The 25,671-nt window shown below is 66.2% G+C and carries 27 protein-coding genes, 1 tRNA gene and 1 rRNA gene; 15 read left to right on the top strand and 14 right to left on the bottom strand.

Going from position 1 to position 25,671, the window contains the following annotated elements:
* The first annotated feature begins 7 nt into the window (after positions 1-7).
* From def (LV82_RS13610) to LV82_RS13595, 4 genes are read left to right on the top strand one after another with little or no spacing between them, the layout of a single operon-like run.
* Positions 8-529, top strand: coding sequence for a peptide deformylase (gene def, locus LV82_RS13610; RefSeq protein ID WP_104072587.1), 522 nt, complete (start codon positions 8-10; stop codon positions 527-529).
* Entirely contained in the window at positions 526-1,056 is a 531-nt protein-coding gene (gene def, locus LV82_RS13605) for a peptide deformylase (RefSeq protein WP_104072585.1), read from the top strand. The genes def (LV82_RS13610) and def (LV82_RS13605) overlap by 4 nt, the downstream gene beginning before the upstream one ends.
* Before the next feature lie 25 nt (positions 1,057-1,081).
* A complete protein-coding gene (gene fmt, locus LV82_RS13600; protein ID WP_104072583.1) occupies positions 1,082-1,978 on the top strand; it encodes a methionyl-tRNA formyltransferase in 897 nt (298 codons plus the stop codon).
* Positions 1,979-1,990: 12 nt separating this feature from the next.
* A complete protein-coding gene (locus LV82_RS13595; RefSeq protein WP_104072581.1) occupies positions 1,991-2,233 on the top strand; it encodes a GlsB/YeaQ/YmgE family stress response membrane protein in 243 nt (80 codons plus the stop codon).
* 3 nt (positions 2,234-2,236) lie between these two features.
* Here the strand turns inward: LV82_RS13595 and LV82_RS13590 are convergent, their stop codons facing one another.
* From LV82_RS13590 to LV82_RS13575, 4 genes are all read right to left on the bottom strand, one after another.
* Positions 2,237-2,857, bottom strand: coding sequence for a trimeric intracellular cation channel family protein (locus tag LV82_RS13590; protein WP_104072579.1), 621 nt, complete (start codon positions 2,855-2,857; stop codon positions 2,237-2,239).
* The gene (gene rnhA, locus LV82_RS13585) at positions 2,844-3,320 is read right to left on the bottom strand and encodes a ribonuclease HI (RefSeq protein WP_104072578.1); all 477 of its coding nucleotides are present in this window, start codon (positions 3,318-3,320) and stop codon (positions 2,844-2,846) included. Before rnhA ends, LV82_RS13590 begins: the two co-directional genes overlap by 14 nt.
* Before the next feature lie 6 nt (positions 3,321-3,326).
* On the bottom strand, positions 3,327-4,274 hold the full coding sequence (ispH, locus tag LV82_RS13580; protein ID WP_211289221.1) for a 4-hydroxy-3-methylbut-2-enyl diphosphate reductase: 948 nt from the start codon (positions 4,272-4,274) through the stop codon (positions 3,327-3,329).
* 76 nt (positions 4,275-4,350) lie between these two features.
* Positions 4,351-4,935 carry a LabA-like NYN domain-containing protein gene (locus LV82_RS13575; protein WP_104072576.1) on the bottom strand — a complete coding sequence of 195 codons (585 nt, stop codon included), beginning with the start codon at positions 4,933-4,935 and terminating at the stop codon, positions 4,351-4,353.
* Positions 4,936-5,038: 103 nt separating this feature from the next.
* Between LV82_RS13575 and folK the strand changes: the two genes are divergently transcribed.
* From folK to LV82_RS13550, 5 genes are all read left to right on the top strand, one after another.
* Positions 5,039-5,659: a 2-amino-4-hydroxy-6-hydroxymethyldihydropteridine diphosphokinase gene (folK, locus tag LV82_RS13570; protein WP_104072574.1), complete on the top strand. Its 621-nt coding sequence runs from the start codon at positions 5,039-5,041 to the stop codon at positions 5,657-5,659.
* Between the two features lie 36 nt (positions 5,660-5,695).
* Positions 5,696-6,049 carry a DNA-directed RNA polymerase subunit omega gene (gene rpoZ / locus LV82_RS13565; protein WP_104072572.1) on the top strand — a complete coding sequence of 118 codons (354 nt, stop codon included), beginning with the start codon at positions 5,696-5,698 and terminating at the stop codon, positions 6,047-6,049.
* Between the two features lie 31 nt (positions 6,050-6,080).
* Positions 6,081-8,204, top strand: a complete 2,124-nt coding sequence (locus tag LV82_RS13560) for a RelA/SpoT family protein (protein ID WP_104072570.1) — start codon at positions 6,081-6,083, stop codon at positions 8,202-8,204.
* Positions 8,205-8,220: 16 nt separating this feature from the next.
* Positions 8,221-8,871: a DUF2062 domain-containing protein gene (locus LV82_RS13555; RefSeq protein WP_104072568.1), complete on the top strand. Its 651-nt coding sequence runs from the start codon at positions 8,221-8,223 to the stop codon at positions 8,869-8,871.
* 78 nt (positions 8,872-8,949) lie between these two features.
* A complete protein-coding gene (locus LV82_RS13550; protein ID WP_104072565.1) occupies positions 8,950-9,696 on the top strand; it encodes a pyridoxine 5'-phosphate synthase in 747 nt (248 codons plus the stop codon).
* Between the two features lie 47 nt (positions 9,697-9,743).
* Here LV82_RS13550 and dapA read toward each other — a convergent pair whose 3' ends face one another.
* Positions 9,744-10,619: a 4-hydroxy-tetrahydrodipicolinate synthase gene (gene dapA, locus LV82_RS13545; RefSeq protein WP_104072563.1), complete on the bottom strand. Its 876-nt coding sequence runs from the start codon at positions 10,617-10,619 to the stop codon at positions 9,744-9,746.
* Between the two features lie 147 nt (positions 10,620-10,766).
* Between dapA and LV82_RS13540 the strand changes: the two genes are divergently transcribed.
* A complete protein-coding gene (locus LV82_RS13540) occupies positions 10,767-12,701 on the top strand; it encodes a lytic transglycosylase domain-containing protein (protein ID WP_104072561.1) in 1,935 nt (644 codons plus the stop codon).
* Here LV82_RS13540 and LV82_RS13535 read toward each other — a convergent pair.
* Positions 12,698-13,576: a DMT family transporter gene (locus LV82_RS13535; protein ID WP_104072559.1), complete on the bottom strand. Its 879-nt coding sequence runs from the start codon at positions 13,574-13,576 to the stop codon at positions 12,698-12,700. The genes LV82_RS13540 and LV82_RS13535 overlap by 4 nt on opposite strands.
* 21 nt (positions 13,577-13,597) lie before the next feature.
* The gene (gene mnmC2 / locus LV82_RS13530; protein WP_104072557.1) at positions 13,598-14,278 is read right to left on the bottom strand and encodes a tRNA (5-methylaminomethyl-2-thiouridine)(34)-methyltransferase MnmC2; all 681 of its coding nucleotides are present in this window, start codon (positions 14,276-14,278) and stop codon (positions 13,598-13,600) included.
* Between the two features lie 43 nt (positions 14,279-14,321).
* Here mnmC2 and LV82_RS13525 point away from each other — a divergent pair, with 43 nt between their 5' ends.
* Positions 14,322-15,374 (top strand): NAD(P)/FAD-dependent oxidoreductase, encoded by a 1,053-nt coding sequence (locus LV82_RS13525; protein ID WP_104072555.1) that lies wholly within the window; start codon positions 14,322-14,324, stop codon positions 15,372-15,374.
* A 138-nt stretch (positions 15,375-15,512) separates the two neighbouring features.
* Complete coding sequence (gene smc / locus LV82_RS13520; RefSeq protein ID WP_104072554.1) at positions 15,513-18,968, top strand: chromosome segregation protein SMC; 3,456 nt, start codon at positions 15,513-15,515, stop codon at positions 18,966-18,968.
* Positions 18,969-18,972: 4 nt separating this feature from the next.
* Here smc and bluB read toward each other — a convergent pair whose 3' ends face one another.
* Genes bluB through LV82_RS13500 form a run of 5 tightly spaced genes read right to left on the bottom strand, consistent with a single transcriptional unit; the run spans position 18,973 to position 22,931 of the window.
* Complete coding sequence (gene bluB, locus LV82_RS14995; protein ID WP_170063446.1) at positions 18,973-19,596, bottom strand: 5,6-dimethylbenzimidazole synthase; 624 nt, start codon at positions 19,594-19,596, stop codon at positions 18,973-18,975.
* 7 nt (positions 19,597-19,603) lie between these two features.
* The gene (gene cobD, locus LV82_RS14990; protein WP_170063445.1) at positions 19,604-20,575 is read right to left on the bottom strand and encodes a threonine-phosphate decarboxylase CobD; all 972 of its coding nucleotides are present in this window, start codon (positions 20,573-20,575) and stop codon (positions 19,604-19,606) included.
* 9 nt (positions 20,576-20,584) lie between these two features.
* Complete coding sequence (cbiB, locus tag LV82_RS13510; protein WP_104072552.1) at positions 20,585-21,526, bottom strand: adenosylcobinamide-phosphate synthase CbiB; 942 nt, start codon at positions 21,524-21,526, stop codon at positions 20,585-20,587.
* Positions 21,523-22,347 carry a propanediol utilization protein gene (locus LV82_RS13505; RefSeq protein WP_245873170.1) on the bottom strand — a complete coding sequence of 275 codons (825 nt, stop codon included), beginning with the start codon at positions 22,345-22,347 and terminating at the stop codon, positions 21,523-21,525. Before LV82_RS13505 ends, cbiB begins: the two co-directional genes overlap by 4 nt.
* On the bottom strand, positions 22,344-22,931 hold the full coding sequence (locus LV82_RS13500; RefSeq protein ID WP_104072640.1) for a histidine phosphatase family protein: 588 nt from the start codon (positions 22,929-22,931) through the stop codon (positions 22,344-22,346). The genes LV82_RS13505 and LV82_RS13500 overlap by 4 nt, the downstream gene beginning before the upstream one ends.
* A gap of 52 nt (positions 22,932-22,983) precedes the next feature.
* On the opposite strand from LV82_RS13500, the gene cobU reads away from it, so the two are divergent.
* From cobU to LV82_RS13485, 3 genes are read left to right on the top strand one after another with little or no spacing between them, the layout of a single operon-like run.
* On the top strand, positions 22,984-23,490 hold the full coding sequence (gene cobU, locus LV82_RS13495) for a bifunctional adenosylcobinamide kinase/adenosylcobinamide-phosphate guanylyltransferase (protein ID WP_104072551.1): 507 nt from the start codon (positions 22,984-22,986) through the stop codon (positions 23,488-23,490).
* Between the two features lies 1 nt (position 23,491).
* Positions 23,492-24,511, top strand: coding sequence for a nicotinate-nucleotide--dimethylbenzimidazole phosphoribosyltransferase (gene cobT / locus LV82_RS13490; RefSeq protein WP_104072549.1), 1,020 nt, complete (start codon positions 23,492-23,494; stop codon positions 24,509-24,511).
* Entirely contained in the window at positions 24,508-25,257 is a 750-nt protein-coding gene (locus LV82_RS13485; protein WP_104072547.1) for an adenosylcobinamide-GDP ribazoletransferase, read from the top strand. The genes cobT and LV82_RS13485 overlap by 4 nt, the downstream gene beginning before the upstream one ends.
* Before the next feature lie 55 nt (positions 25,258-25,312).
* Here the strand turns inward: LV82_RS13485 and LV82_RS13480 are convergent.
* Together LV82_RS13480 and rrf are read right to left on the bottom strand one after the other, a co-directional pair.
* Positions 25,313-25,389, bottom strand: a tRNA-Met gene (locus LV82_RS13480).
* Between the two features lie 62 nt (positions 25,390-25,451).
* Positions 25,452-25,566: ribosomal RNA gene (gene rrf, locus LV82_RS13475) — 5S ribosomal RNA — on the bottom strand.
* Positions 25,567-25,671: the final 105 nt, after the last annotated feature.

The raw sequence follows: 25,671 nt of genomic DNA, 5'->3' as shown, positions 1-25,671 counted from the left end.
CACGCACATGACGATACGCCCGATCCTGATCCATCCCGACCCGCGCCTGAAGAAGGTGGCCGATCCCGTGACCGAGATCACGGACGATCTGCGCCGCGCTGCCGACGACATGCTGGAAACCATGTATGACGCACCGGGCGTGGGGCTTGCCGGCCCCCAGATCGGGCTGATGAAACGCATCCTGGTGATGGATTGTTCGAAGGACCCCGAGGGCAGCCGCAATCCGATGGTTCTGATGAACCCCGAAATCACCTGGGCTTCGGACGAGCTGAACACCTACGAGGAAGGCTGCCTGTCGATCCCCGAGCAATATGCCGAGGTCACGCGCCCAGCCCAGGTCGAGGTGCGCTGGCTGGGTCTTGACGGGCAGCTTCACGAACAGCGCTTCGACGGGCTGTGGGCGACCTGTGTCCAGCATGAAATCGACCACCTCAACGGCAAATTGTTCATCGATTACCTCTCGCCGCTGAAGCGCCAGCTGATCACGCGCCGCATGATCAAGCTGAAGCGCGAAATGGCCCGCGCGTGACCGTTCGGCCCTGCATCCCCTGGCCCGATCGGCGGCTGCGCACGCCCGCCCAGCCGGTTCCGGCGATCACCGAAACGGTGCGCATGATCTGGGACGACATGATCGAGACGATGGAGGCGATGCCCGGTTACGGCCTTGCCGCGCCCCAGATCGGCATCATGCTGCGCCTTGCCGTCGTCGATTGTTCGACCCGCCGGGGCGAAGTGATCCGCATGGCCAATCCGGAAATCCTGCATGCCTCGGTCAAGACCCGCAGGCACGAGGAAGCCAGCCCGAACCTGCCCGGCGTCAGCGCGGTCGTCGAGCGTCCGCGCGCGGTCACGGTGCGCTTTCTGAATGCCGATGGCCAGATCGAGGAGCGCGACTTCGTCGGCCTGTGGGCAACTTCGGTCCAGCACCAGATCGACCATCTGAACGGCAAGATGTATTTCGACCACCTGTCGCCGCTGCGCCGGCGCATGCTGATCGCGCGGGCCGAAAAGCTGCGGAAATCCCGCGCCTCCGGAACCGCCGCATCGCGCGGTTAGCCGGAACACGAAAAGGATTGCCACGATGCGCATCGTTTTCATGGGCACACCCGAATTTTCGGTTCCATCCCTTCGGGCACTGGCCCAGCGCCACGAAGTCGCCTGCGTCTATACCCAGCCTCCCAGACCGGCCGGCCGTGGCAAGCGCGAGCGTCCCTCGGCCGTGCACAGGGCGGCCGTGGAACTGGGCCTGCCCGTCCGGCACCCGGTCAGCCTGCGCGACCCGCAGGCTCAGGCCGAGTTTGCCGCATTGAAGCCGGATGTGGCCGTGGTCGTGGCCTATGGGCTGATCCTGCCGGCCGCGATCCTGCAAGCGCCAAGGCGGGGCTGCCTGAATATCCACGCCTCGCTGTTGCCGCGTTGGCGGGGGGCCGCACCGATCCATCGCGCAATCATGGCGGGCGATACCGAGACCGGTATCTGCATCATGCAGATGGACGAAGGTCTGGACACGGGCCCGGTCCTGCTGCGCCGCCGAACCGCCATCGGCCCCGAGGAAACCACCGGCGACCTGCACGACCGCCTGGCCGAGATGGGCGCCGCGGCGATCGTCGAGACGCTGGAGCGCCTGGACAGCCTGGTTCCCAAGCCCCAGCCAACCGAAGGCGCGACCTATGCCGCCAAGATCGACAAGTCCGAAACGCGCGTGGACTGGACCCGGCCCGCGGTCGAGATCGACCGCATGATCCGGGGTCTGTCCCCCTTTCCCGGAGCCTGGACCATGATTGGCGATGAGCGGGTCAAGCTGCTTCGGTCCCGCATGGCCCAGGGATCGGGGGTTCCCGGCCAGGTTCTGGGTGGTTTTCGCATTGCCGCCGGTGAAGGCGCCGTCGAGATCACCGAATTGCAACGCGAAGGACGGCGCCCCATGCGCGCCCAGGACGCATTGCGCGGGCTGACTCTGCCCGCCCGCTTGGGCTGAAGGAGACGCAGCATGGCCGTCATCGGACTCATCATAATCGGCGCCGCAGCAGGTTTTATCGCCACCCGCCTGATGGGCTGGGAAACCGACCTGATCACGACGATCGCGATCGGCGTCTTCGGGGCGCTTCTGGGCGGGTTGGTGATGCGTTTCCTGACCACGATCACCGGCATGGCGGGCGGATTTGTCGGTGCCGTTCTGGGGGCAATGGCAGTGATCTGGCTGTGGAAGACCTACGGCTCGGGACGGCGCTGACGGTCAGCTGCGCGGGGGGCGCGGGCGATAGACGGGCAGGCGCCAGCCAAAGGCCAGACTGCCGGCGCGAAGAATCAGCGTCACGGCCGCGCATAGCAACAGGGCCGTGCCCTGCGGCAGAAAGTGCACGCCCAGAACCGCCGCCGTGGCGCCCGCGAATGCCGCGGTGACGTAAAGCTCACCCTGCTTGAGCACCAGCGGCACCTCGTTGCAGACCACGTCGCGCATCAGGCCGCCAAGACATCCGGTGACCATGCCCATCAGAACGACCGTCGCCGGATGATGGCCAAGGCTGAGCGCAAGCCCCGTCCCCGCCGGAACGGCAACGGCCAGCGCACAGGCATCCAGCCAGGTCAGCACGCGCAGGCGGCTTTCGAACAGATGGGCGGTGAAGAACACCAGGACGGCGGCGATGACGGCCGTTCCGATCAAACCCGGTGCGTCGATCCAGAAGATCGGGTGCCGATTCAGCAGAAGGTCGCGAACCGTGCCGCCGCCCACGGCCGTCAGGCTGGCGACAAAGGCAAATCCCACGATGTCCAGCTGGGCCCGGCTGGCAACCAGCGCACCGGTCAGCGCAAAGATGAAGACCGACGCATAATCCAGCGCCTCAAGCAGCGTCATGGCCCGCCTGCCCGGACTTGAAGGGCTTCATCCCCTCGCGCGCAAGTTCATCCGCGCGTTCGTTCTCGGGATGGCCGGCATGGCCCTTGACCCATTCCCAATGCACGTTGTGACGCGCCTGGGCCGCATCCAGCCGCTGCCACAGATCGACATTCTTGACCGGCTTGCGATCAGAGGTCCGCCACCCGTTGCGCTTCCATCCATGGATCCACTGGCTGACCCCGTTCTTCACATAGGCCGAATCGGTGATCACCGTGATGTCGGACGGACGCTTCAACGCCTCGAGCGCCGAGATCGCGGCCATCAGCTCCATCCGGTTGTTGGTCGTCTCGGCCTCGCCGCCCTTCATTTCCCGGGTCTTGACGATCCGGTCGCCCTCGCGCGCGACCAGCAGGACGCCCCAACCCCCGGGCCCGGGATTGCCCGAACAGGCCCCATCGGTATAGGCAAACACTTTCGGCATGGCGGGTCAGGCGGGTTCGCGCAGGATGCGCGGTACCTTGAACTCGACGTCTTCGCGCGCGGTTTCGACCGGGATCAGCGTCACGTCAAAGCGCGCGCGGAAGGCCTCGACGACCTGTTCGACCAGGATCTCCGGCGCCGAGGCGCCGGCCGTGATGCCGACCGCCTGCGTGCCTTCCAGCGCGCGCCAGTCGATCTCTTGCGCGCCGTTCACCAGCTGCCCATGCGGACAGCCCGCCGCGCGCCCGACCTCGACAAGGCGGCGGGAATTCGACGAATTCTGCGATCCGATGACGACAAGCGCGTCGATCCTGCCGGCAATCGCCTTGACGGCCTCCTGCCGGTTGGTCGTGGCATAGCAGATGTCCTTGCGGTGCGGCCCGACGATATTCGGAAAGCGCGCCTTCAGCGCGGCAACGATCTCGGCCGTGTCATCCACCGACAGCGTCGTCTGGGTGATATAGGCCAGCCTGTCCGGGTCTCGGGGCGCGATGTTCGCGACGTCTTCGACGGTCTCGACCAGAAGAACCTCGCCCTCGGGCAGCTGGCCCATCGTGCCCAGCGTCTCGGGGTGGCCGGCATGACCGATCATCACCAGCTGCAACCCGTTCTGGAAATGGCGCTCGGCCTCGATATGCACCTTCGAGACCAGCGGGCAGGTCGCGTCAACATAGACCATGTTGCGGCGCGCGGCCTCGGCGGGAACGGATTTCGGAACCCCGTGCGCCGAGAAGATCACCGGCCGATCGTCCGGAACTTCGTCCAGTTCGTCGACGAACACGGCGCCCTTGGCCCGAAGATCCTCGACAACATGGCGATTGTGGACGATCTCGTGACGCACATAGACCGGCGCGCCCCATTTCTCGATCGCCATTTCGACGATCTTGATGGCGCGATCCACACCCGCGCAGAAACCGCGCGGCGCCGCCAGATACAGGGTCAGGGGTGACTTCATGGCAATCCTCGACTGTCGGAGCGCGACAGTAATCGACATGGCGCGCCCCGACAACCTGACCGACCCGTCTGTCGGATTATTTCGCCGTGGCCATCTCGCCGCCGTTCGTCTCGCTCCGCGTCTCGCGCGGTTCGCGCGGGGGCCGGCCGATGACGTCGCGCAGCGCGTCCAGTTCGATGAAATTGTCAGCCTGGCGGCGCAGCTCATCCGCGATCATCGGTGGCTGGCTGCGGATGGTCGAAACGATCGACACGCGGACGCCCTGGCGCTGCAATGCCTCGACCAGGCGCTTGTAATCGCCATCGCCCGAGAACAGGACCGCATGATCCAGCCGCGGCGCCAGCTCCATGGCATCGACCGTCAGCTCGATATCCATGTTGCCCTTGACCTTTCGACGGCCCTGGCTGTCGATATATTCCTTGGCCGGCTTCGTCACCATGGTGAAGCCATTGTACTGCAGCCAGTCCACAAGCGGGCGAATCGGCGAATAGTCGTCGTTTTCCAGCAGCGCCGTATAGTAGAAGGCGCGCACCAGCTTGCCTCGCCGTTCGAATTCCTGCCGCAGCAGCTTGTAATCGATATCGAATCCCAACGCCTTGGCCGATGCGTAGAGATTCGCCCCATCGATGAACAGCGCAAGCCGCTCGTCCTTGTAGAACATAAATCATCCCCTTCAAATGACCCGACATGTGGCCGAAAAGCGCGTGGAGTGGCACACGCGGCGCATGTCAGAATGATTGATCCCTGATCAGGATATAGACCAAATGGTTCAGAAATCCACACATGTACAAAAGTGCAGGGTAGCAGCTATTGCCCTCGGCGGCAATTCGCCGTCGCCCGCCGGATCGCCGGCCGAGACCCTGCGCGCCGCGCTGATGCGCATGCCCGGCCGGCTGCTGGCGGTCTCGCGCTTCTGGCGCACGCCCGCCTATCCGCCCGGATCCGGGCCCGACTTCGTCAATGCGGCGGCGCTGATCCGCGCCGACCTGAGCGCCGACGCGCTCTTGTTGGCGCTTCATGACATCGAGGCCGCGTTCGGGCGGGAACGACAGACGCGCTGGGGGCCGCGCAGTCTCGACCTCGATCTGCTGATGATGGGCGATATGGTTCTGCCCGACCCCAAGACGGTGCGCGACTGGATCGACCTGCCCGAAGCACAACAGCGAATCACCGCACCCGATCAGCTGATCCTGCCGCATCCCCGGATGCAGGATCGCGGCTTTGTCCTGATTCCGCTGGCCGAGATCGCGCCGAATCTGCGTCACCCCCTGACCGGTCGGACCGTATCTGACATGGTTCACGCGCTTTCGGATGCCGAAAAGGGCGCGATCCTTCCGATTCAACGGCAAGATCGCTTGTCAAGAGGGATCGGAACGCCTAAATAGCGGTTCCCATATCTCCCAATCGGATTGGAGTGTCCAATGGCCCGCGTGACGGTTGAAGACTGCGTTGACAAGGTCCCGAACCGGTTCGAACTCGTGCTGCTCGCCGCCCATCGCGCGCGCGAAATCGCAAAGGGTGCGCCGCTGACCGTGGATCGCGACAACGACAAGAACCCCGTCGTCGCCCTGCGCGAAATCGCCGAGGAAACCCAAAGCGCTGAAGAGCTGCGCGAACGGTTGATCGCCAGCCACCAGACCCAGATCGAGGTGGACGAGCCCGAAGAGGATTCGATGCCCCTGCTGATGGGCGCCGAGGCGGATCGCCCGGCCGAGGACGACATGTCCGAAGAAAAGCTGCTGCGCGCATTGATGGAAGCCCAGAACCAGGGCTGATCACACCCAAACCGAAGGCCTGCGGACCAGAATGATCGACGTCGAAGACCTTGTCACGCTGGTCCGCAACTACAACCCGCGCACGAACGCCGACCTGATCCGCAAGGCCTATGATTACGGCAAGCGGATGCACGAAGGCCAGTTTCGCCGCTCGGGCGAGCCGTATTTCACGCATCCCGTCGCGGTGGCCGCGATCCTGACCGAACAGCGTCTGGACGATGCCACGATCGTTACCGCGCTTCTGCACGACACGATCGAGGATACCAAATCCACCTATTCCGACATCGCCCGCGAATTCGGCGAAGAAATCGCCGAGCTGGTGGATGGCGTGACCAAGCTGACCAACCTGCAGCTGTCGGCGACCTCGAACAAGCAGTCGGAAAACTTCCGCAAGCTGTTCATGGCCATGTCCAAGGATCTGCGCGTGATCCTGGTCAAGCTGGCCGACCGGCTGCACAACATGCGCACGATCCGCTCGCTGCCGCACGAAAAGCAGGTCCGCAAGGCGCGCGAGACGATGGACATCTTTGCCCCGCTGGCGGGCCGGATGGGCATGCAATGGATGCGCGAAGAGCTGGAAGACCTGTCCTTCCGCGTCATCAATCCCGAGGCGCGCGCCTCGATCATTCGCCGTTTCATCACGCTGCAAAAGGAAAGCGGCGACGTCATCCAGAGAATCACCGCCGATATCCGCGCCGAACTGGACAAGGCGGGCATCCGGGCAGACGTCTTTGGCCGCGCCAAGAAGCCCTATTCGATCTGGCGCAAGATGCAGGAGAAGCAGCTGACCTTCTCGCGCCTGTCGGATATCTACGGCTTCCGCGTGATCTGCGAGACCGAGGCCGACTGCTATCGCATCCTGGGCGTCATCCACACGCGCTGGCGCGCCGTGCCCGGACGGTTCAAGGACTATATCAGCCAGCCGAAATCGAACGGCTACCGCTCGATCCACACGACCGTGTCAGGCCGCGACGGCAAGCGGGTCGAGGTGCAGATCCGCACCCGCCAGATGCACGAAGTCGCCGAAAGCGGCGTGGCCGCGCATTGGTCCTATCGCGATGGCGTGCGGGTGCAGAACCCCTTTGCCGTCGATCCCGCGCGCTGGCTGGCCACGCTGACCGAGCGGCTGGACAACGGCGACGACACGGACGACTTTCTCGAGAACGTCAAGCTCGAGATGTATTCCGATCAGGTCTTCTGCTTCACGCCCAAGGGAGACGTCATCCAGTTGCCCAAGGGCGCGACGCCGATCGACTTTGCCTATTCCATCCATACCCGCATCGGCAATTCCTGTGTCGGCGCCAAGGTCGATGGCATCCGCGTGCCGCTGTGGACGCGGCTGAAGAACGGCCAGTCGGTCGAGATCATCACCGCCGCGGGCCAGCGTCCGCAGGCGACGTGGCTGGACATTGTCGTCACTGGCCGGGCCAAGGCGGCAATCCGTCGCTCTTTGCGGCAGGAGGATCGGGAAAGGTTCATCAAGCTGGGCCAGGAACTGGCGCGCGCCGCCTTTGAACATCACGGCCGCAAGTTGACCGAAAAGGCCCTGCGGACCGCCGCGCGCACCCTTGGCCTGTCGGACGAGAACGAGGTCCTGGCGCGTCTTGGCAGCGCGGAACTGACCACGCGCGAGGTGATCGAGGCGATCTATCCCGAGCTTGCCCGCGCCGAGCCCGAACACGAGGTCGATGCACGCCGCCCCGTCGTGGGACTCACGGCCGATCAGACCTTTCGGCGCGCGCAATGCTGCCAGCCGCTGCCGGGCGAACGGATCGTCGGCATCACCTATCGCGGGCAGGGCGTTGTCGTGCACGCGATCGACTGCCCTTCGCTGGCCGAGTTCGAGGACCAGCCGGCGCGTTGGATCGATCTGCACTGGCATTCCGGGCGCCATCCGGCGGTCTACAATGTCAGCCTGAACGTCACGATCGCCAATGATGCCGGCGTTCTGGGCCGCATCTGCACCCTGATCGGCCAGCAGAAGGCCAACATTTCGGATCTTACGTTCGTGGATCGAAAACCGGACTTCTACCGCCTTGTCATCGAAGTGGAGTTGCGCGACGCCGAACATCTGCACATGTTGCTGACCGCGCTCGAGGCCGAATCGGACGTCGCGCATGTCGAACGCCACCGGGATCTGACCCGAAAACCGTAATTCAGGAACGCCCACATTGGTCTTCAAGAGGCGCACACCGCGGTCCTATTGGCAGGTCCTGACCGAATCGGTCTGGCCCCGCGGCGGCTGGGCGCGCGCATTTCACTACGTCAAACACCGCATCCGGCGCCTGCCCGATCACCCCGATCGGATTGCCCGCGGACTGGCGGTCGGCGTCTTCGTCAGCTTCACGCCGCTGTTCGGGCTGCATTTCGTCCTGGCCGCGCTCTTGGCACGCCTTCTGCGTGGGAACGTTCTGGCGGCGCTTCTGGGCACGTTCTTCGGCAACCCCCTGACCTTTCCGCTGATTGCCTATTCCTCGATGAAGATCGGGCGCCTCATGCTGGGCAACGCGTTCGACGAGATCGAACATGCCACCCTGTTCGACCGGTTCGTGGGGGCCGGGCAGGATCTGAAGCACAACTTCCTTGCGATGTTCACCGATGACACAATGCAATGGGGCAACCTGGGGCACTTCTTTGCCGATGTGTTCCTGCCCTATCTGGTGGGCGGGCTGATCCCGGGCCTGATCGCTGCGGTCATCTCGTTCTACGCGTCCGAACCCCTGATCGCCGCCTATCAGAAGCACCGCCGCAAGCGGCTGAAGGAGCGTTTCGAAAAGCTCAAGCAACGGCTGCAAAGCCAGGCCCAGGAACGTCGCGGCTGAAACGGCCGTTCCGTGTTCCGTTGCCCGCCCGGCCGCGCTAGTCTGCCGCGCGAATCCGTGACCCACAAAGAGGCCCGCATGACCGAGCTGAGACTGGGCGTGAACATCGATCACGTGGCGACCGTGCGGAACGCACGCGGCACGACCTATCCGGACCCGTTGCGCGCCGCCATGGTGGCGCAGGAAGCCGGCGCCGACGGAATCACGGCCCATCTGCGCGAGGATCGCCGCCACATCACCGACGGCGATATCGACAGGCTGATGCAGGCGCTTTCGCTGCCGTTGAACCTGGAAATGGCCGCGACCGAAGAAATGCAGGCCGTCGCGCTGCGTCACCGTCCTCATGCGGTCTGCATCGTGCCGGAACGGCGCGAAGAGCGCACGACCGAGGGCGGGCTGGACGTGGTGCGCGACGAGGCCCGCCTTGCCCGGTTCATCGCGCCGCTGGCCGATGCGGGTTGCCGCGTGTCACTGTTCGTTGCCGCCGACGCCGGACAGATCGAAGCCGCTCACAGGGTTGGCGCGGCCGTGGTCGAACTGCATACCGGCGCCTATTGCGATTTTCACTACGAAGGGCGAATCGCCGCGCGGGATGAGGAACTTGACCGCCTGCGTGACGCCGCCGCACTCGCCGAATCGCTGGGGCTGGAGGTCCATGCAGGCCACGGGCTGACCTATGAAACGGTGGGTCCGATCGCCGCGATCCCGCAGGTTCGCGAACTGAATATCGGCCATTTCCTGATTGGCGAGGCGATCTTTGTCGGCCTGAAAGCCGCGATCGCCGAGATGCGCCGACATATGCAGGCCGCGCGCGGCCAGATCTGACCGACAGACACCGCGTCGGTCGCTGCGCCCTGCCCGAGCAGACCGGATCAGTCGATCAGGCCCGCGTGCCGCATCGCCGCGTCGATACGGGCGCGCGTCTCGGGCAGGATCGGCACCAGCGGCAGGCGCACCTCTTCCGAACACATCCCCAGCCGCGACAGCGCGTATTTCGCGCCACAGAGCCCCGGTTCGATGAAGATCGCCTCGTGCAGCGGCATAAGGCGATCCTGGTATTCCAGGGCGCGGGCGAAATCGCCGCGAAGTGTGGCTTCCTGGAACTCGGCGCATAGCCGCGGCGCAACATTGGCCGTGACCGAGATGCAGCCCACGCCGCCATGCGCGTTGAAGCCCAGGGCCGTCGCATCCTCGCCCGAAAGCTGGATGAAATCGGGGCCGCACAATGCGCGCTGCTGGCTGACGCGTTCGATCTTGCCGGTTGCATCCTTGACGCCGATGATGCGCGGCAGCTGGGCCAGTTCGGCCATTGTCTCGGGCGTCATGTCCACGACAGATCGTCCGGGAATGTTGTAGATGATGATCGGCAGGTTGCAGGCGTCGTGCATCGCCTTGAAATGGGCGATCATCCCGCGCTGGGTGGGCTTGTTGTAATAGGGCGTGACGACCAGCGCCGCGTCCGCGCCGACGCGTTCGGCCTCGCGGATCAGGAAGATGCCCTCTTCGGTCGAATTCGACCCCGCGCCTGCGATCACCGGCACGCGGCCCGCGGCGGCCTTGACCACCTCGGCGATGACGCGGACATGCTCCTCGTGGCTCAGCGTCGGGCTTTCACCGGTGGTGCCCACGGGCACCAGCCCATGGCTGCCTTCGGCGATGTGCCATTCGACAAGTTTGGCGAGCGTCTCCAGGTCCAGTTCACCGTCCTTGAACGGCGTCACAAGAGCAGGGATGGACCCCTTGAACATGACACGCTCCTTGCTGTTTTCGGGCAGACTCGCCCCTTGGTCGCGGCGGAACCTATAGGGATTGATCGGTCTTGCCAAGTTTGTGTGTTGCGGGCCGGGCGCGTGCCTGTATCCTTGGCGAAAAATCGCATTCGAGGCAGCCCAGACATGATCCGCAAGACCCTGATCGCAGCGTTCGTGACGCTGACCATGCCCATCGCGGCGCGGGCCGACGACCCGGCCCTGTTCGCGCGTGCGCTGGCAGCCGCCGACCGCGGTGACTGGCCCTCGGCCGTGACGACGGCCCGGCAGGCGGGGCCGATCGCCGCGGACGTGATCGAGTGGGAGCGCCTGCGCGACGGAAAGGGCGTGTTCGAGGAGTATGTCGCCTTTCTTTCGCGCCATCCCGACTGGCCGGGCCTGCCGCTTCTGCGCGAGAAGGGGGAACAGGCGATCAAGGCCGACACGTCGCCCGAAGCGGTCATTGCCTATTTCCAGGCGCAGAAGCCCCGCACCGGCATGGGCAGCCTGGCCCTGATCGACGCCTACCAGGCGCGCGGCCGGGGCGATGCCGCCCGGGCCGAGGCCGTCCGCGCCTGGCGCAGCCTGTCGCTGAGCGACGAAGAACATGCCCTGTTCCTGGCGCGTCATGCCGAGATCTTGCGCGACCACCACGATGGGCGGACCGCAACGATGTTGCGTCGGGGCAACCTTGCCGATGCCAGACGCATGTTGCCGCTGAACAGCCCCTATACCCGCGCCGTGGCCGAGGCCCGGATCGCGCTGCAATCCAACCAGAGCGGTATCGATGCCCTGATCGCGGCATTGCCCGAAGCCGCCGAAAGATCGGGCGGTCTGGCCTATGATCGGTTTCGCTGGCGTATCCGGCGCGATCTGTACGATTCTGCCGGGGATCTTCTTCTGGAACGTTCGACCAGCGTGCAGGCCTTGGGCGATCCCGAACAATGGGCCGATTGGCGCCGACGCCTGGCGCGGCGCGAGATGCGCGTGGGTGACCCGCGCCGTGCCTATCGCATGGCGGCCAACCACCACCTGACATCGGGCGACGATTTCGCCGACCTCGAATGGCTGGCGGGCTATATCGCCCTGCGAAAGCTTGGCGATCCGCAGACCGCGCTGACCCATTTCGACCGTTTCGCACGCGCCGTCAGCTCGCCGATCAGCCTGTCGCGCGCCCATTACTGGATCGGGCGGGCGCATGAGGCCCTGGGACAGGCCGACGCGGCGCGACGCGCCTATGCCGAAGGCGCGCGCTACACGACCGCCTTCTATGGGCTGCTTTCGGCCGAGAAGGTGGGCTTGCCCCTGCCCCCCGCGCTGGCCGGGGGCGAAACCTTTCCCGACTGGCGCAGCCAGCGCTTTGCCGGCTCGACGGTGCTGCGCGCGGCACGCGAACTGATGGCGGCGGGCGACCAGACCCTGGCGGCGCGCTTTCTTCTGCACCTGTCCGAAGGCCTGAACGGCGTCGAGATCGGCGCGCTGGCCGGCATGGCGCTGCACGAAGATCACCCCCATGTCGCACTGGCGCTGGCCAAGGCGGCGGCGGCCAAGGGCGTGATCTGGCCCAGTGCCTATTTCCCCGTGCCCGCGCTGGCGGGGCTCGATCTGCCCGTGCGGCCGGAACTGGCGCTGGCCATCGCGCGGCGGGAAAGCGAGTTCAACCACACGGTCGTCTCGCATGCGGGGGCGCGCGGGCTGATGCAGGTGATGCCGGGCACGGCCAGGATGATGGCGGGCAAGATCGGCGTGGCCTATGAACCGGGGCGGCTGACGCAGGACTGGCGCTATAACGCGCGGCTGGGGGCTGCCTATCTGCGGCAGCTGGTGGACGAATTCGGCGATTCACCGATCCTTGTCGCGGTGGGCTACAATGCCGGACCGGGCCGCGCGCGCCAGTGGATCGCCGAGCTGGGCGATCCGCGTGCGCCGGGCGTGGACCCGATCGACTGGATCGAAACGATCCCGTTTCGCGAGACACGCAATTACGTCATGCGCGTGGCCGAGACATTGCCCATCTATCGCGCCCGACTGTCGGGACGCGCTGGACCGGTCAACCTGACCGACGAGCTGAAGGGGCGCTAGCTGCGCCTCGCCCGCACCTTTCGGCTGCGCAACAGGGTGAACAGCCCCGCGCCAACGACGATCGCCGCCCCGACGACGACATTGGGGCGCAAGACCTCGTCAAAGACCAGCATCCCCAGCGCCGAGGCAAAGACAAGCTGCAGATAGGCAAAGGGCTGGATCGCGCTGGCTTCGGCCAATTCCAGCGCGCGGATCATCAGCCAATGGCCCAGCGCGGCCGAGCAGCACAGGATCGCCATCCAGACCCAGTCGCGCGGGATCATCGGCTGCCAGTAGGAAAGGCCGACCGCGGTCATCGCCACGGCCCCCGCGATACCCGTCCAGAAAAAGCTGACCGCGCTGCGATCGCCGCGGGCGACATACCGGGTTAGAAGCCCATACAGCGCGAACATGAATGCCGCGGCCAGCGGAATCAGCGCCTGGGGCGAGAAGACCCGGAAACCCGGCTGCAGGATCACCATGACGCCTGCAAAGCCGATGCCGATCGCCGCCCAGCGCCGCCAGCCCACGCGCTCGCCCAGCACCGGGCCGGACAGGGCCGCGATCAACAGCGGATAGCAGGCAAAGACCGCGTGACTTTCCACCAGCCCCAGCAGGGTGAAACCCGTGACCATCACGCAGATCTCGGCCGCCAGAAGCAAGCCGCGAAAGACCTGCAGAACCGGAAAGCGCGGGCGCAGCACGACACCCAGCCCGCCGGCGCGACGCAGCGCCAGCACGGTGACAAAGGCCGCGAAGAACCAGTAGCGGACCATCACGACCATGAAGACGTTGTATTCGCCCGCCAGGTGACGCGAGATCCCGTCCTGCATGGCGAAGACGAAACTGGTCGCGATCATCAGCGCTGCGCCAAGGCGGAAATTGCCCTCGTCCATCGCGACCTCTTTCGCGCGAAATCACCCGGGCATGCGGCCGCGACTCATGTGCCGCTTGGTGCCATGGCCCTTGATCCGCTCTACCTGAAATCCTGCGTCCTGCAAGGCCCGCCGCACGAAACCGGCCGCCGTGTATGTGGCAAAGCTGCCGCCGGGCGCGGTATGGCGGGCAACTTCGCGCATCAGGTCCGGCGACCACAATTCCGGATTGCGCGCCGGCGCGAAGCCGTCCAGATACCACGCATCGGCATGGCCGGGCCAGCCGGGCAGGGTCTGGCGCGCGTCGCCCTCGATGATCTCGACCTCGACCGGACCGAGCGTGAAGCGCCGCGCGCCCCGGCCCCATTCAGCCACCAGCAATGCGGCCGGACCAGCCAGCTCGGGAAAGGCCGACAGCGCGCGCGCCATGTCGGACGCAGGCATCGGATAGGCCTCGAAACTGGTGAAACGCATCCCGCCCGCGATGCCGGCACGCTCCCATTCGACCATGGTGGCCAACAGGTTCAGCCCCGTGCCGAAGCCGAGTTCGGCCACGTGAAAGCCAGCACGGAACCTTGCGGGCAGGTCGTTGCCCGCAAGAAAGACATGGCGGGTTTCGGCCAACCCATCGACGAGCGAGAAATACGGATCGTCGAACAGCGCCGATACCGGCGTGCCCCCTTCCCGCCACAGGACGGTCTCGCTCTGGCTCTTTGCGTTCATCTGGATTACCCCCTCGATCGGCAGTTAGGCGAAGGCAGCGGATATGGCAATCTACGACGTGGTCGTGATGGGCGGCGGGATCTTTGGCCTGTCCATCGCCTGGGAATGCAGCCGGCGCGGCGCAAGGGTCGGCCTGTTCGAACGCGACCGGATCGGGGCGGGCGCGTCTGGCGGGGTCGTTGGCGCGCTTGCGCCCCATGTGCCGGACCAGTGGAACGCCAAGAAGGCCTTGCAATTCGATTCCCTGATCGCGCAGCGCACGTTCTGGGACGACGTGCGCGCGGCCGGGGGCGTGGATCCGGGCTATGCCCGTCTGGGCCGGATCCAGCCGATACCGAACGCGGCCGCGCTGGAACTGGCCCGCAGCCGCGAGACCACCGCACGCGATCTGTGGCAGGGGCTGGCCGAATGGCGGGTCGTGCCGGCCGGCGATGATGGCTGGTCGCCGCCCAGCCCGACCGGCTGGATGATCCTTGATACATTGTCCGCGCGCCTCCATCCGCGGCTTGCCGCCGCCGCCCTCGTCGCGGCCATCCGCGCCACCGGCGGAGAGGTGCATGAGGGCCAGGCGCTTCCCCCCGATGGCTTTGCCGGTCCGGTCATCTGGGCCACCGGCGCGGCCGGGCTGCAGGCGCTGTCGCAAGATCTGGGCCGCCGCGTCGGATCGACGGTCAAGGGACAGGCGGCGGTCTTCGCCTGCAATGCCCCGGACAAGCCACAGCTTTACGTCGATGGTCTGCATGTCGTGCCCCATGTCGATGGCACGGTGGCAATCGGTTCCACCTCGGAGAACACCTTCGAAAATGCGGAAAGCACGGACGCGCAGCTTGACGTCTTGATCGAAAAGGCGCGCGCGGCATGCCCCGCCTTGCGCGACGCGCCGGTCGTCGAACGCTGGGCGGGTCTCAGGCCGCGGGCTCGAAGCCGCGCCCCGATCCTTGGTCCCTGGCCCGGCCGACCGGGGCATTTCGTGGCCAATGGTGGCTTCAAGATCGGCTTTGGCATGGCGCCGGTCATCGCCGGCATCATGGCAGACCTGGTGCTGGACGGGCCCGACCGGGTTCCGCCCGGCATGTCGGTCAGCGACTGTCTGTGACAGCAAGATACCGCCGCTCATGGCGATATCTTGTGGATAAGCCCCCGTTTCAATCCAGATCGTGGGGTTGTGGATTGACTCACCGCCTTGCCGGGCCAAGGATGAACAAACCTTGGAATCACGGCAGAGAGATGATCCTTGCGCTTTACCCGGCTGCGACTGAACGGCTTCAAGAGCTTCGTGGACCCGACCGATCTGGTCATCCACGATGGCCTGACCGGCGTGGTCGGGCCGAACGGCTGCGGCAAGTCCAACCTGCTCGAGGCTCTGCGCTGGGTCATGGGGGAAAACCGCCCCACCGCGATGCGCGGCAGCGGCATGGAGGATGTGATCTTTGCCGGCGCTGCGACGCGCCCGGCGCGCAACTTTGCCGAGGTCTCGCTGCTGCTCGAAAATTCCGACCGGCGCGCGCCCGCGGGCTTCAACGATCAGGACCAGATCGAGATCGTGCGCCGCATCACGCGCGATGCGGGCTCGGCCTACAAGGTCAATGGCAAGGATGTACGCGCGCGCGACGTCCAGATGCTTTTTGCCGATGCCTCGACCGGCGCGCATTCTCCGGCCCTGGTGCGCCAGGGGCAGATCTCGGAGCTGATCAACGCCAAACCCAAGAACCGCCGTCGCGTGCTGGAGGAAGCCGCCGGGATCTCGGGCCTGTATCAGCGCCGGCACGAGGCCGAGCTGCGGCTGAACGCGACCGAGCAGAATCTTGCGCGCGTCGAGGACGTCGTCGAACAGCTTGCCTCTCAGCTGCAGACGCTGGCCCGGCAGGCGCGGCAGGCCGCGCGCTATCGCGAGATCGGTGCACAATTGCGCCGGGCCGAGGGCATGTTGCTGTACCGCCGCTGGCGCGAGGCCGAAGATGCGCGGATCGCGGCCGAAACCCTGCTGGCCGAGCGCACCCGCGCGGCCTCCCAGGCCGAGGCCGCGGCGCGGGCCGCGGCGAAGGCTCGTGCCGAGCGCGAGGATGCCCTGCCGCCCTTGCGCGAGGAAGAGGCCATTGCCGCGGCGATATTGCAGCGTCTGCAGGTGCAGCGCGATTCTCTGACCGAACAGGAAGATCGCGCCCTGCGCACGATCGAGACCCTGCGGGCCCGGATCGACCAGCTGACCCACGATATCGAGCGCGAAACCGGCCTGAACCGCGATGCGGGCGAGACGATCGAACGGCTGAACTGGGAGCTGGAACAGCTCTCCCGCGCCTCTGAGGGGCATGAGGACCGGCTGATCGAAGCGCTGGAGGCGGCACAGGATGCGGCCCGGATCCTGTCCGACCGCGAGGCGACGCTGGCCGAACTGACCGAGGATGTCGCCCGGCTGGCCGCAAGACATCAATCGGCGCAGCGTTTGGTCAGTGACAGCCGCGCCACGATGCAGAAATCGGAAACCGAAGCCGACCGCGCCCGCGCCGCGGCACAGGAGGCCGAAGCCGCTCTGGCGCGCGCCGAGGCCGATCACGACGCAGCCGTTGCCGCCCAGGAGGAGGCCACCGCCGCCGCCGAGGCCGCCGAGGAAGCGCTGATCGCCGCCGATGAGGCGCGGGGCGAATTGCAGGCCCTGGAAACCGAGGCCCGCGCCGCGCTGTCGCAGGCCGAGGGCGAAGCGGGGGCGCTGCGCGCCGAAGCCGCCGCCCTGCAGCGGCTGGTGGATCGGGAATCGGCTTCGGGGCGTCAGGTCCTGGATCATGTGCGGGTCGAGAAGGGCTATGAAAAGGCGCTTGGCGCGGCTCTGGCCGACGATCTGCGCGCGCCGATGATCGAAGCCGGGATGCGCTCGGGCTGGGCCGTTCTGCCCGCCTATGACGAAGCGCCCCGCCTGCCCGAAGGCGTGCGGCCGCTGACGGATTTCGTCGCAGTTCCCGACGTCCTGCAGCGGCGCATCGGCCAGATCGGGCTGGTGGACCGCGAGGCGGGCGACAAGCTGCAGGCGGCGCTTCTGCCCGGTCAGAGGCTCGTCTCGGTCGAAGGCGATCTGTGGCGCTGGGACGGATTCCGCGCCGGGGCCGAGGACGCGCCTTCCGCCGCCGCCTTGCGCCTGCAGCAGCTGAACCGGCTGGCCGAACTGAAGCGCGATCTGGACGCCGCCGAAGCGCGGGCCGAAGCCGCACGACAAACCCACGAAGATCTGATTGCCCGCCTTGCCGCGGCGACCGAGGCCGACCGGGCCGCGCGCGAGGCGCGGCGCGAAGCCGACCGGCGGATGGCCGAAGCCTCGCGGGCGCTGTCGCGCGCCGAGGCGGATCGCTCGATCGCGGCGGGCAAGCTGGAGAGCGCCCGGCTTGCCGTGGCACGCCACGAAGAGGAGGCGCGGGCCGCCCTGCGCCAGCTGCGCGAGGCCGAAGCCGCGCTGAAGGCCCTGCCCGATCTCGATGCCGAAAGGGCCAAGATCGAGGATGTCAAGCTGACCGTGGAAGCGGCCCGGATGACCATGCTGGCCAAGCGTTCGGCCCATGACGAGCTCCGCCGTGAGGGCGAGGCCCGCACCCGCCGCCGGCAGGAGGTCATGAAGGAAATCTCGGGCTGGAAGCACCGGCTGGAGACGGCCGAAAAGCGGATACGCGAACTGACCGAACGCAAGGCCGCGACCGAGGAGGAGCTGCGCGACGCCTCGGCCGCGCCGTCCGAACTGGCCGCGCGGCGCGAGGAATTGAGCGAGGCCATCGAGGAAGCCGAGACGCGACGCAGCGAAGCTGCCGAACGCCTGTCCGTGGCCGAAGCGGCCCTGCGCGAGGCCCGCGACGCCGAGCGGGACGCGGAGCGGATGGCCTCGGAGGCCCGCGAAGCCCGCGCCCGGGCCGAAGCACGTCTGGATGCCGCGCGAGAAACCGTATCCTATGCCGCCGAGCGCATCCGCGAGGAAACCGAGCAGGAGCCCGAGGAGCTGCTGGCGGCCATCGGGGCCGATCCGACCGACATGCCGGATGCCGAGACGCTGGAGGCCGAGGTGCAGCGCCTGCGCCGCCAGCGCGATGCCCTGGGTGCGGTCAACCTGCGCGCCGAGGAAGATGCCCGCGCCGTTCAGGAAGAGCATGACGCGCTGGTCGCCGAAAAGGCGGATCTCGAAGAAGCGATCAAGAAACTGCGCGCAGGCATCGCGGGGCTGAACCGCGAGGGGCGCGAACGCCTGCTGACGGCCTTCGAGCAGGTCAATTCGAACTTCCGCATGCTGTTCACGCATCTCTTCGGCGGGGGCGAGGCGAATCTTGTCCTGGTCGAAAGCGACGACCCGCTGGAAGCGGGGCTGGAGATCATGTGTCAGCCGCCGGGCAAGAAACTGTCCACGCTCTCGCTTCTGTCCGGGGGCGAACAGACCCTGACGGCCCTGGCCCTGATCTTCGCGGTCTTCCTGGTGAACCCCGCCCCGATCTGCGTCCTGGACGAGGTGGACGCCCCGCTGGACGATGCGAACGTGACCCGCTTTTGCGACCTGCTGGACGAAATGACCCGGCGGACCGACACGAGATTCCTGATCATCACGCACCATGCCGTGACGATGAGCCGGATGGACCGTCTGTTCGGCGTGACCATGCAGGAACAGGGTGTCAGCCAGTTGGTCAGCGTCGATCTGAAGCGCGCCGAGGCAATGGTCGCCTGACGCTTCAGATCTTCTGCCAGACGGTCGGCGCGTTCTCCTGCCAGCCCGTGCGATGCAACAGCGGCGTGTCGTCGGTGAATTCCGGCCAGCCGATGCACAGATAGGCGGTAAAGATCCAGTCGTCGGGCGTCTTCAGAATCCTGCAGACCCGATCGGGGTCAAGGATCGACACCATGCCCAGCCCCAGATTTCGCACGCGCGCCGCAAGCCACAGCGCATGGATCGCCATGGCGGTGGATTGCTGCAGGGTCTGCGGCATGGTGCGCCGCCCAAGTCGCCGGCCCGCCGCAGGATCGGCCACGGTGAAGACCGCAAGCTGAACCGGCGCGGCGTCCAGCCCGGCGAGCTTCAGGCGCGCATATTCGGCCCGCGTCGCGTCGTCATAGGCCGCCGCGGCCTCGGCATTGCAGCGCTCGAACTCGGCCCGGATGGCCGCGCGCAGATCGGGGCTTTCGACCCGCAATACCCGCCACGGGCGCGCATTGCCGACCGAAGGGGCGCTTGCCATTGCCGCGCGCAGTTCAAGCAACAGGCTTTCCGGCACGGGATCGGTCCGAAAATGGCGCACATCCCGCCGCCATCGCAGGATGCGGTTCAGGGTGGCGGCCTCGTCATCTGAGAACTGCATTGATGCCTCACATCGCATTCATGGCGGCCACCAGGCGTTGCCATTCGTGCTCGGGCCCGGGCAGGCCAAGCCGGATCAGGTCATCGGACCATGGAAAGATGCGCGACCATACGTGCCCGCGCGCCAGCCGTTGTTGCGTCGCGCCGGCATCCGGCACGCGATAGAGGCGAAACAGGGATGTCCCGCCGACGAGATGCCAGCCCGCGCCGGCTGCCAGATCGTCAAGGCGGGCGGCATCTTCGGCAAGGGTTCGCCTCATCCTTTCGGCCCAATCCCGGTCGGCCAGCGCCGCGCTACCGACCGCGATGGCGGGCCCCGAGACGGGCCAGGGGCCGGCCATGTCAGCGAGCCTTGCGATGTCATGTTCGGCCCCCAAGGCGAATCCCAGGCGCAGGCCGGCAAGGCCATAGAACTTGCCAAAGGACCGCAGGACCAGCATTCCGGCCTCGCCCGCCCGGGCAGCCACGGAACATGCCGGATGGGGGTCGGCAAAGCTTTCATCCACCACAAGACGCCCGACGCGCCCGGCAAGCTGCAGGATCTGCCTTGGGGGCAGGACACGCCCGTCCGGATTGTTCGGATTGACGATGACGGCCAGATCCGCGCCGGGAAGGTCGTCGGACGCGGTGACTTCCTCGACCCGCCACCCGGCGGCGGCAAGCGCGGCGGCATGTTCGTTGTAGGTCGGCGAGAGCACACGCGCGAGGCCCGGCCTTGTCATTCGGGGAATCAGCTGGATCGCGGCCTGCGCCCCGGCGACCGGCAGGACCGCCGCGCCGGTTCCATAGGCCGCGCGCGCCGCATCGCTCAGTCGGCGCAGCGCGGTCCGGGTCGGAAGGGCGCGCCAAGCCTCGGCCGGCAGTCCTTCGGGCACCGGCCAGGGGCGGCGATTGATACCCGTGGACAGATCAACCCAGTCCCCGGCATGACCGCCGAAGCGGGCGATTGCCCCGTCCAGATTGCCGCCGTGATCGCGCATCCACCCCCCTTACACGGCCGCGATTAACGCGATCAGCGCCGCCAGCGCAAGCATGGCGCGGTGATAGGCGCTCAGCGCGCGCATCACGTCGGCAGGCGTGGGATCGGGGGCCTCACCGTTGACCCAGGGCTCGGGTGCAACGCGGTCGCCATAGATGCGGGGCCCGGAAAGACGGATGTTAAGTGCACCCGCCAGCGCCGCTTCGGGCCAGCCGGCATTGGGAGAACGGTGATCGGGCGCGTCGCGCAGCATCGTCACCAGCGCGGCGCGCGGCCGGGCCGAGGTCAGCGCGAAGATCAGCCCCGTCAGCCGCGCGGGGACGAGATTGGCCACGTCATCGATCCGCGCGGCCGCCCAGCCAAAGGCCTCGTGCCGCGGGCTGCGATGTCCGATCATCGAATCCATCGTGTTGATGGCCTTGTAGACGGTGATGCCGGGCAGGCCGAACACGAGCCCCCAGAAGACCGGGGCAACGATCCCGTCCGAGGTGTTCTCGGCGAGGCTTTCTATCGCGGCGCGGGCGACGGCTGGGGCGTCAAGGCGGTTCGGGTCGCGTCCGACGATCATCGATACCGCGCGCCGGGCGGCTGGCAGATCGCCCGCCGTCAGGGGTCGCGCGACAGCCAGCACATGATCATGCATCGAACGCAGGGCGACGAGAGGCCATGCGAGAATGCCGGTCAGAACTATTCCCGCCCATCCCTCGGGCAAAACGTATTGCAGACCAGAGGCGGCTGCCCAGACCACGACGATCACGGACAAGGCAGTTGCCACACCCGCAAGGCGCCGACGCGCCGGGCTGTCGGCATCGCGGTTGACCGACCCGTCCGCCCAGGCAATCAACCGCCCGATCCAGGTCACGGGATGCCCGATACGGGTAAAAAGCCGATCCGGCCAGCCGATCGCGGCGTCGATGAGCATCGCAATCAGCATCGCGGCTGCGTGGCTCATCGCGGCATTCCTCCCAGAGTGAACCGGATGACCCGGGAATAACCCAGGCGACGCAGACGCACCGGAAGATCCGCCGGCGCATGCCCCGGACGGAACAAGAGCGCGCGCGCCGATCCGGTATGTGCAATGGCAAAGCCCAGGGCGCCCGTCTGCTCGGCAATGCGCGCGGTCGGGTCTCCTTTCGGGCCTCGCATCGCCAGCGTTCGCTCGGCCGACCGCGCGGCAAGCTGCGCAAGCATCGCGGAATCGCCCGCCCTTGCGGCGGCACGCCAGGGCGAGATCAGATCGGAAATGTCCGGGAAATCCATATCGCGCGGATCCGTCCGTCGCGGATCGCCAAAGAAGCCTCCGACGATCTCGAACCTGGGAAGAGGCGGCAGACGACTCAGCACCTCGGCCCGGCGCGATGCCCAAAGCAGGCGTTCCGGCATGCCGAACATCAGCGGATCGGTGGCCCCCTCGGTCGCGACACAGGCGCGGGCAAGCGCCGGCGGTGATACATCGGGCCGCGCAAGCCGCGCGACAGCCACCAGCGCCGCGGTGGAAACGCCAGCCCCGCCCCCGGCCGGCATGTTGGCCGAAAGAACGATGCGACCGCTCAGCCGCAGGCCCAGCCGATCCAGCAGGTCCAGCGCGCGCGCCGGTGTCAGCAGCCTTTGCCCGCCACCATGGATCGAAAGACCCGGGCCGGGCAAGTGCCATGCCTCGACGGCCAGAGCCGGACAGGGAAGCGTGATCAGCGCCACCGGACCATCGGACCCAAGCCGCCCCTGGATCAGCTCGCCCAGATGGCCGGACACGCGCACCACGCCGCGCGTCATTGAGCAGCCCGGTTCACTTCGGCGATCGACCATTCGTCCTGACCCAGATTCACGATTCGTGTCAGCGACAGCGGGGCGATCTGAAAACGCAAGCCCGCCGCCACCGAATGCAGCACCATCGACAGGGCCGCGCGGATCACGCCTGCATGAACGACCAGCGCGACGCGCCCGCCCGTGTCCACCGAACGCAGGACGGGCCAGACACGATCACACAGATCGGCAAAGCTTTCACCCGGCGTGTCGCCGGCGGGGGGGCGGTGATGGGCCAGATCCAGTGTCGGCATGCGGCCCAGATCTGGCAGGTCTGAATAGGCGTGCCCTTCCCACGCGCCGAAATCCTGCTCCCACAGGGCCGGGTGGATTTCGACCTGTGCCGCGGGCCACAGGGTATCCGCCGTCTGTCGGCAGCGCTGCGCTGGACTGACGACAATCCGGTCCGGATGCCCCAGCGCAGCGCGCAGGGCACCAAATGCCGCGCCTGCCGAACAATCCGCCGCGACATCGGTGCGCCCGCACAACCGCCCCGCCGCAAGCGTGGGCGCGTGGCGGATCAAGAGCAACTCTGTCGTCTTCGGGCCGGTCACGGTCGAATTCCTTCGTTCCACTTCAGCCCGTTTTGTGCTTTGTCCCTTGGGCATGAGCAAGACGATACTGGTCACGGGCGGCGCCCGATCGGGCAAAAGCGGCATTGCCGAGACGAAGACGCTGCAACTGGGGCGGCCGGCGATCTATGTCGCGACCGCACAGGCGCATGACGCGGAAATGGCGCAGCGCATTGCCCGGCATCAGGCGCGGCGTGGCGATGACTGGACAACGATCGCAGAGCCGATCAACATCGTCCAAACACTCGCGCGAACCGACGGCCGGGGGCCACGCCTGCTGGATTGCCTGACATTATGGCTGTCGAACCTGATGCTGGCCGATCGTGATTGGCAAAGCGCGGGCGATGCACTTGCCCGGGCCTTGTCGGCGCAACGCAGCCCGGTCGTCATCGTGACCAATGAAGTCGGCAGCGGTATCGTCCCCGAGAACGCGCTGGCACGTGCCTTCCGCGACGCCGCCGGAGAACTGAACCAGAAGATCGCGAAGGTCGCAGACGAAGTCTGGCTGGCCGTCGCCGGTCTTCCCCTGAAGGTGAAATGACATGGATCTGCCCAGCATCACATCATTGTCCCAGATTGCCAAACTGGCAGATCGTCTTCCCGAAGCAGACCAGAAGGCCGCAATCGCGGCGCGAGAGCGGCAGAATTCGTTGACCAAGCCCCCGGGATCGCTGGGGCGGCTTGAGGAAATCGCCGAATTCATGGCGGCCTGGCGCGGCACGCCCCGCCCCCGGATCGATCGCGCACAGGCATTGGTTTTCGCCGGAAATCACGGGATATGCGCGCAGGGGGTGAACCCCTATCCGCAAGAGGTGACCGCGCAGATGGTTGCCAATTTTCGGTCAGGCGGTGCGGCAATCAACCAATTGTGCGAAATCAACGGCGCCGATTTGTCAGTGATCGCGCTGGAGCTTGATCGCCCGACGCGCGACTTTACCGAGGCCCCGGCAATGGACGAATCCGAATGCCTGGATGCCCTTTGGCAGGGGGCCTCGTCGGTGGATGCGTCCGCGGACATCCTGATTCTGGGAGAAATGGGGATCGGCAATTCCACGGTCGCAGCTGCGCTTGCGGCGGCCTGTTTTGGCGGGCCGGTCGCGGAGTGGGTCGGCCCCGGCACGGGTTCGGACAAGGCCGGTATCGCGCGCAAGATCGCGGTCATTGAAAAGGGTTTGCGTCTGCACGCCGATTGTCTTGGCAAGGGCGCGGCGGTTCTGGCCGCACTTGGCGGTCGCGAGCAGGCCGCGATCTGCGGAGCGGTTCTGGCCGCGCGCGCTGCACGCATTCCGGTCATCCTTGACGGTTTCATTTGTACCGCGGCGGCCGCGGTTCTGTACGCAGCAGACAAGCGGCTTTTGGACCATTGCCTGGTTGGCCACGTTTCGTCCGAACCCGGACATCGCAAGTTGCTGGCCGCGATCCACAAACGTCCCATCCTGCAGTTCGACATGCGACTGGGTGAAGGCAGCGGCGCGGCGTTGGCACTTGGCATCGTTCGTTCGGCCCTGGCCTGTCACAACGGCATGGCAACATTCGCCGAAGCGGGCGTCGCAGAGGCATGACGCGCGCGCGGCTTGACGAGCTGCGGCTTGCATTCCTGCTGCTCAGCCGAATTCCGGTTGGGAGGTTGCGAGACCCCGCCCCCGAGCTGGGGTCAAGCGCATGGGCGTGGCCGATAGTCGGCGCCGTGGTGGGATTTGGGGCCGGTTTGGTCGGAACCGCGCTCATGAGCGCCGGGGCGCCGGCCATGATGGCAGCGTTCCTGGCGCTTGGAACATCGTGCCTTCTTACAGGCGCGTTGCACGAAGACGGACTTGCGGACGTCGCCGACGGATTTGGCGGCGGTCATGGCCGTGCGCGCAAACTCGAGATCATGCGAGACAGCCGGATTGGCAGCTATGGCGCAATCGCGCTGATCCTGGCGCTCGCCCTGCGCGCAATGGGTATTGCCGTGGCACTGGAACATGATTGTGCAATCATCGCCTTGCTCGCGATTTCTGCTGCAAGCCGCGCCGTCATGCCCGTCACATTGGCAATGATGCCCCCGGCGAAGGCCGCAGGATTGGGACGCAAGGCGGCGCAGGTCGATCGGACGCGCGCGGTCGCTGCAATCGCGATCGGCTTTGTCGCATTGCTGCCTTTGGGCGGAGCCGCGGCCATCCCGATTGCATTTGGCATGACACTGGCAGCCTTGCTGCTCGCCGGTTTGGCATTCCGTCAGATCCGAGGACAGACTGGTGACGTCCTCGGCGCAAGCCAGCAGATCGCGGAGATTGCGGCGTGGCTGGTTCTGGCTGTTGTCGTTTAACGCAAAAGGCCTCCCGCAAGGGAGGCTCTTAAGTAGCTCTATTCTTCGCGAGTTTTGGTTGCGGGGGTAGGATTTGAACCTACGACCTTCAGGTTATGAGCCTGACGAGCTACCGGGCTGCTCCACCCCGCGTTATGATTGGTTTTTTTTGATCGTGATGGAGAGATACGTTTTGAATGAGTGCTTCTTTCTAGGTTTGGCGGTGACCTACTCTCCCACGTCTTGAGACGCAGTACCATTGGCGCTGCGGCACTTATCGACCGAGTTCGGGATGGGATCGGGAGTTTTGCTCGCGCTATGACCACCAAACCGAGGAAGAAGCACTTTGTTTTCCAAGTCGAATGTTTGCTTTTGATTGGGTATTGAGTCTTGCTGTTTCTGGATCAGATCAAGCCTATCGAGCGATTAGTACCG

Origin of the sequence: Albidovulum inexpectatum (assembly GCF_002927635.1) — a bacterium.
GTDB classification, from domain to species: Bacteria; Pseudomonadota; Alphaproteobacteria; order Rhodobacterales; family Rhodobacteraceae; genus Albidovulum; species Albidovulum inexpectatum.
The sequence above is the reverse complement of the archived record's forward strand: the minus strand, read 5'-3'. Positions and strand labels throughout refer to the sequence as shown.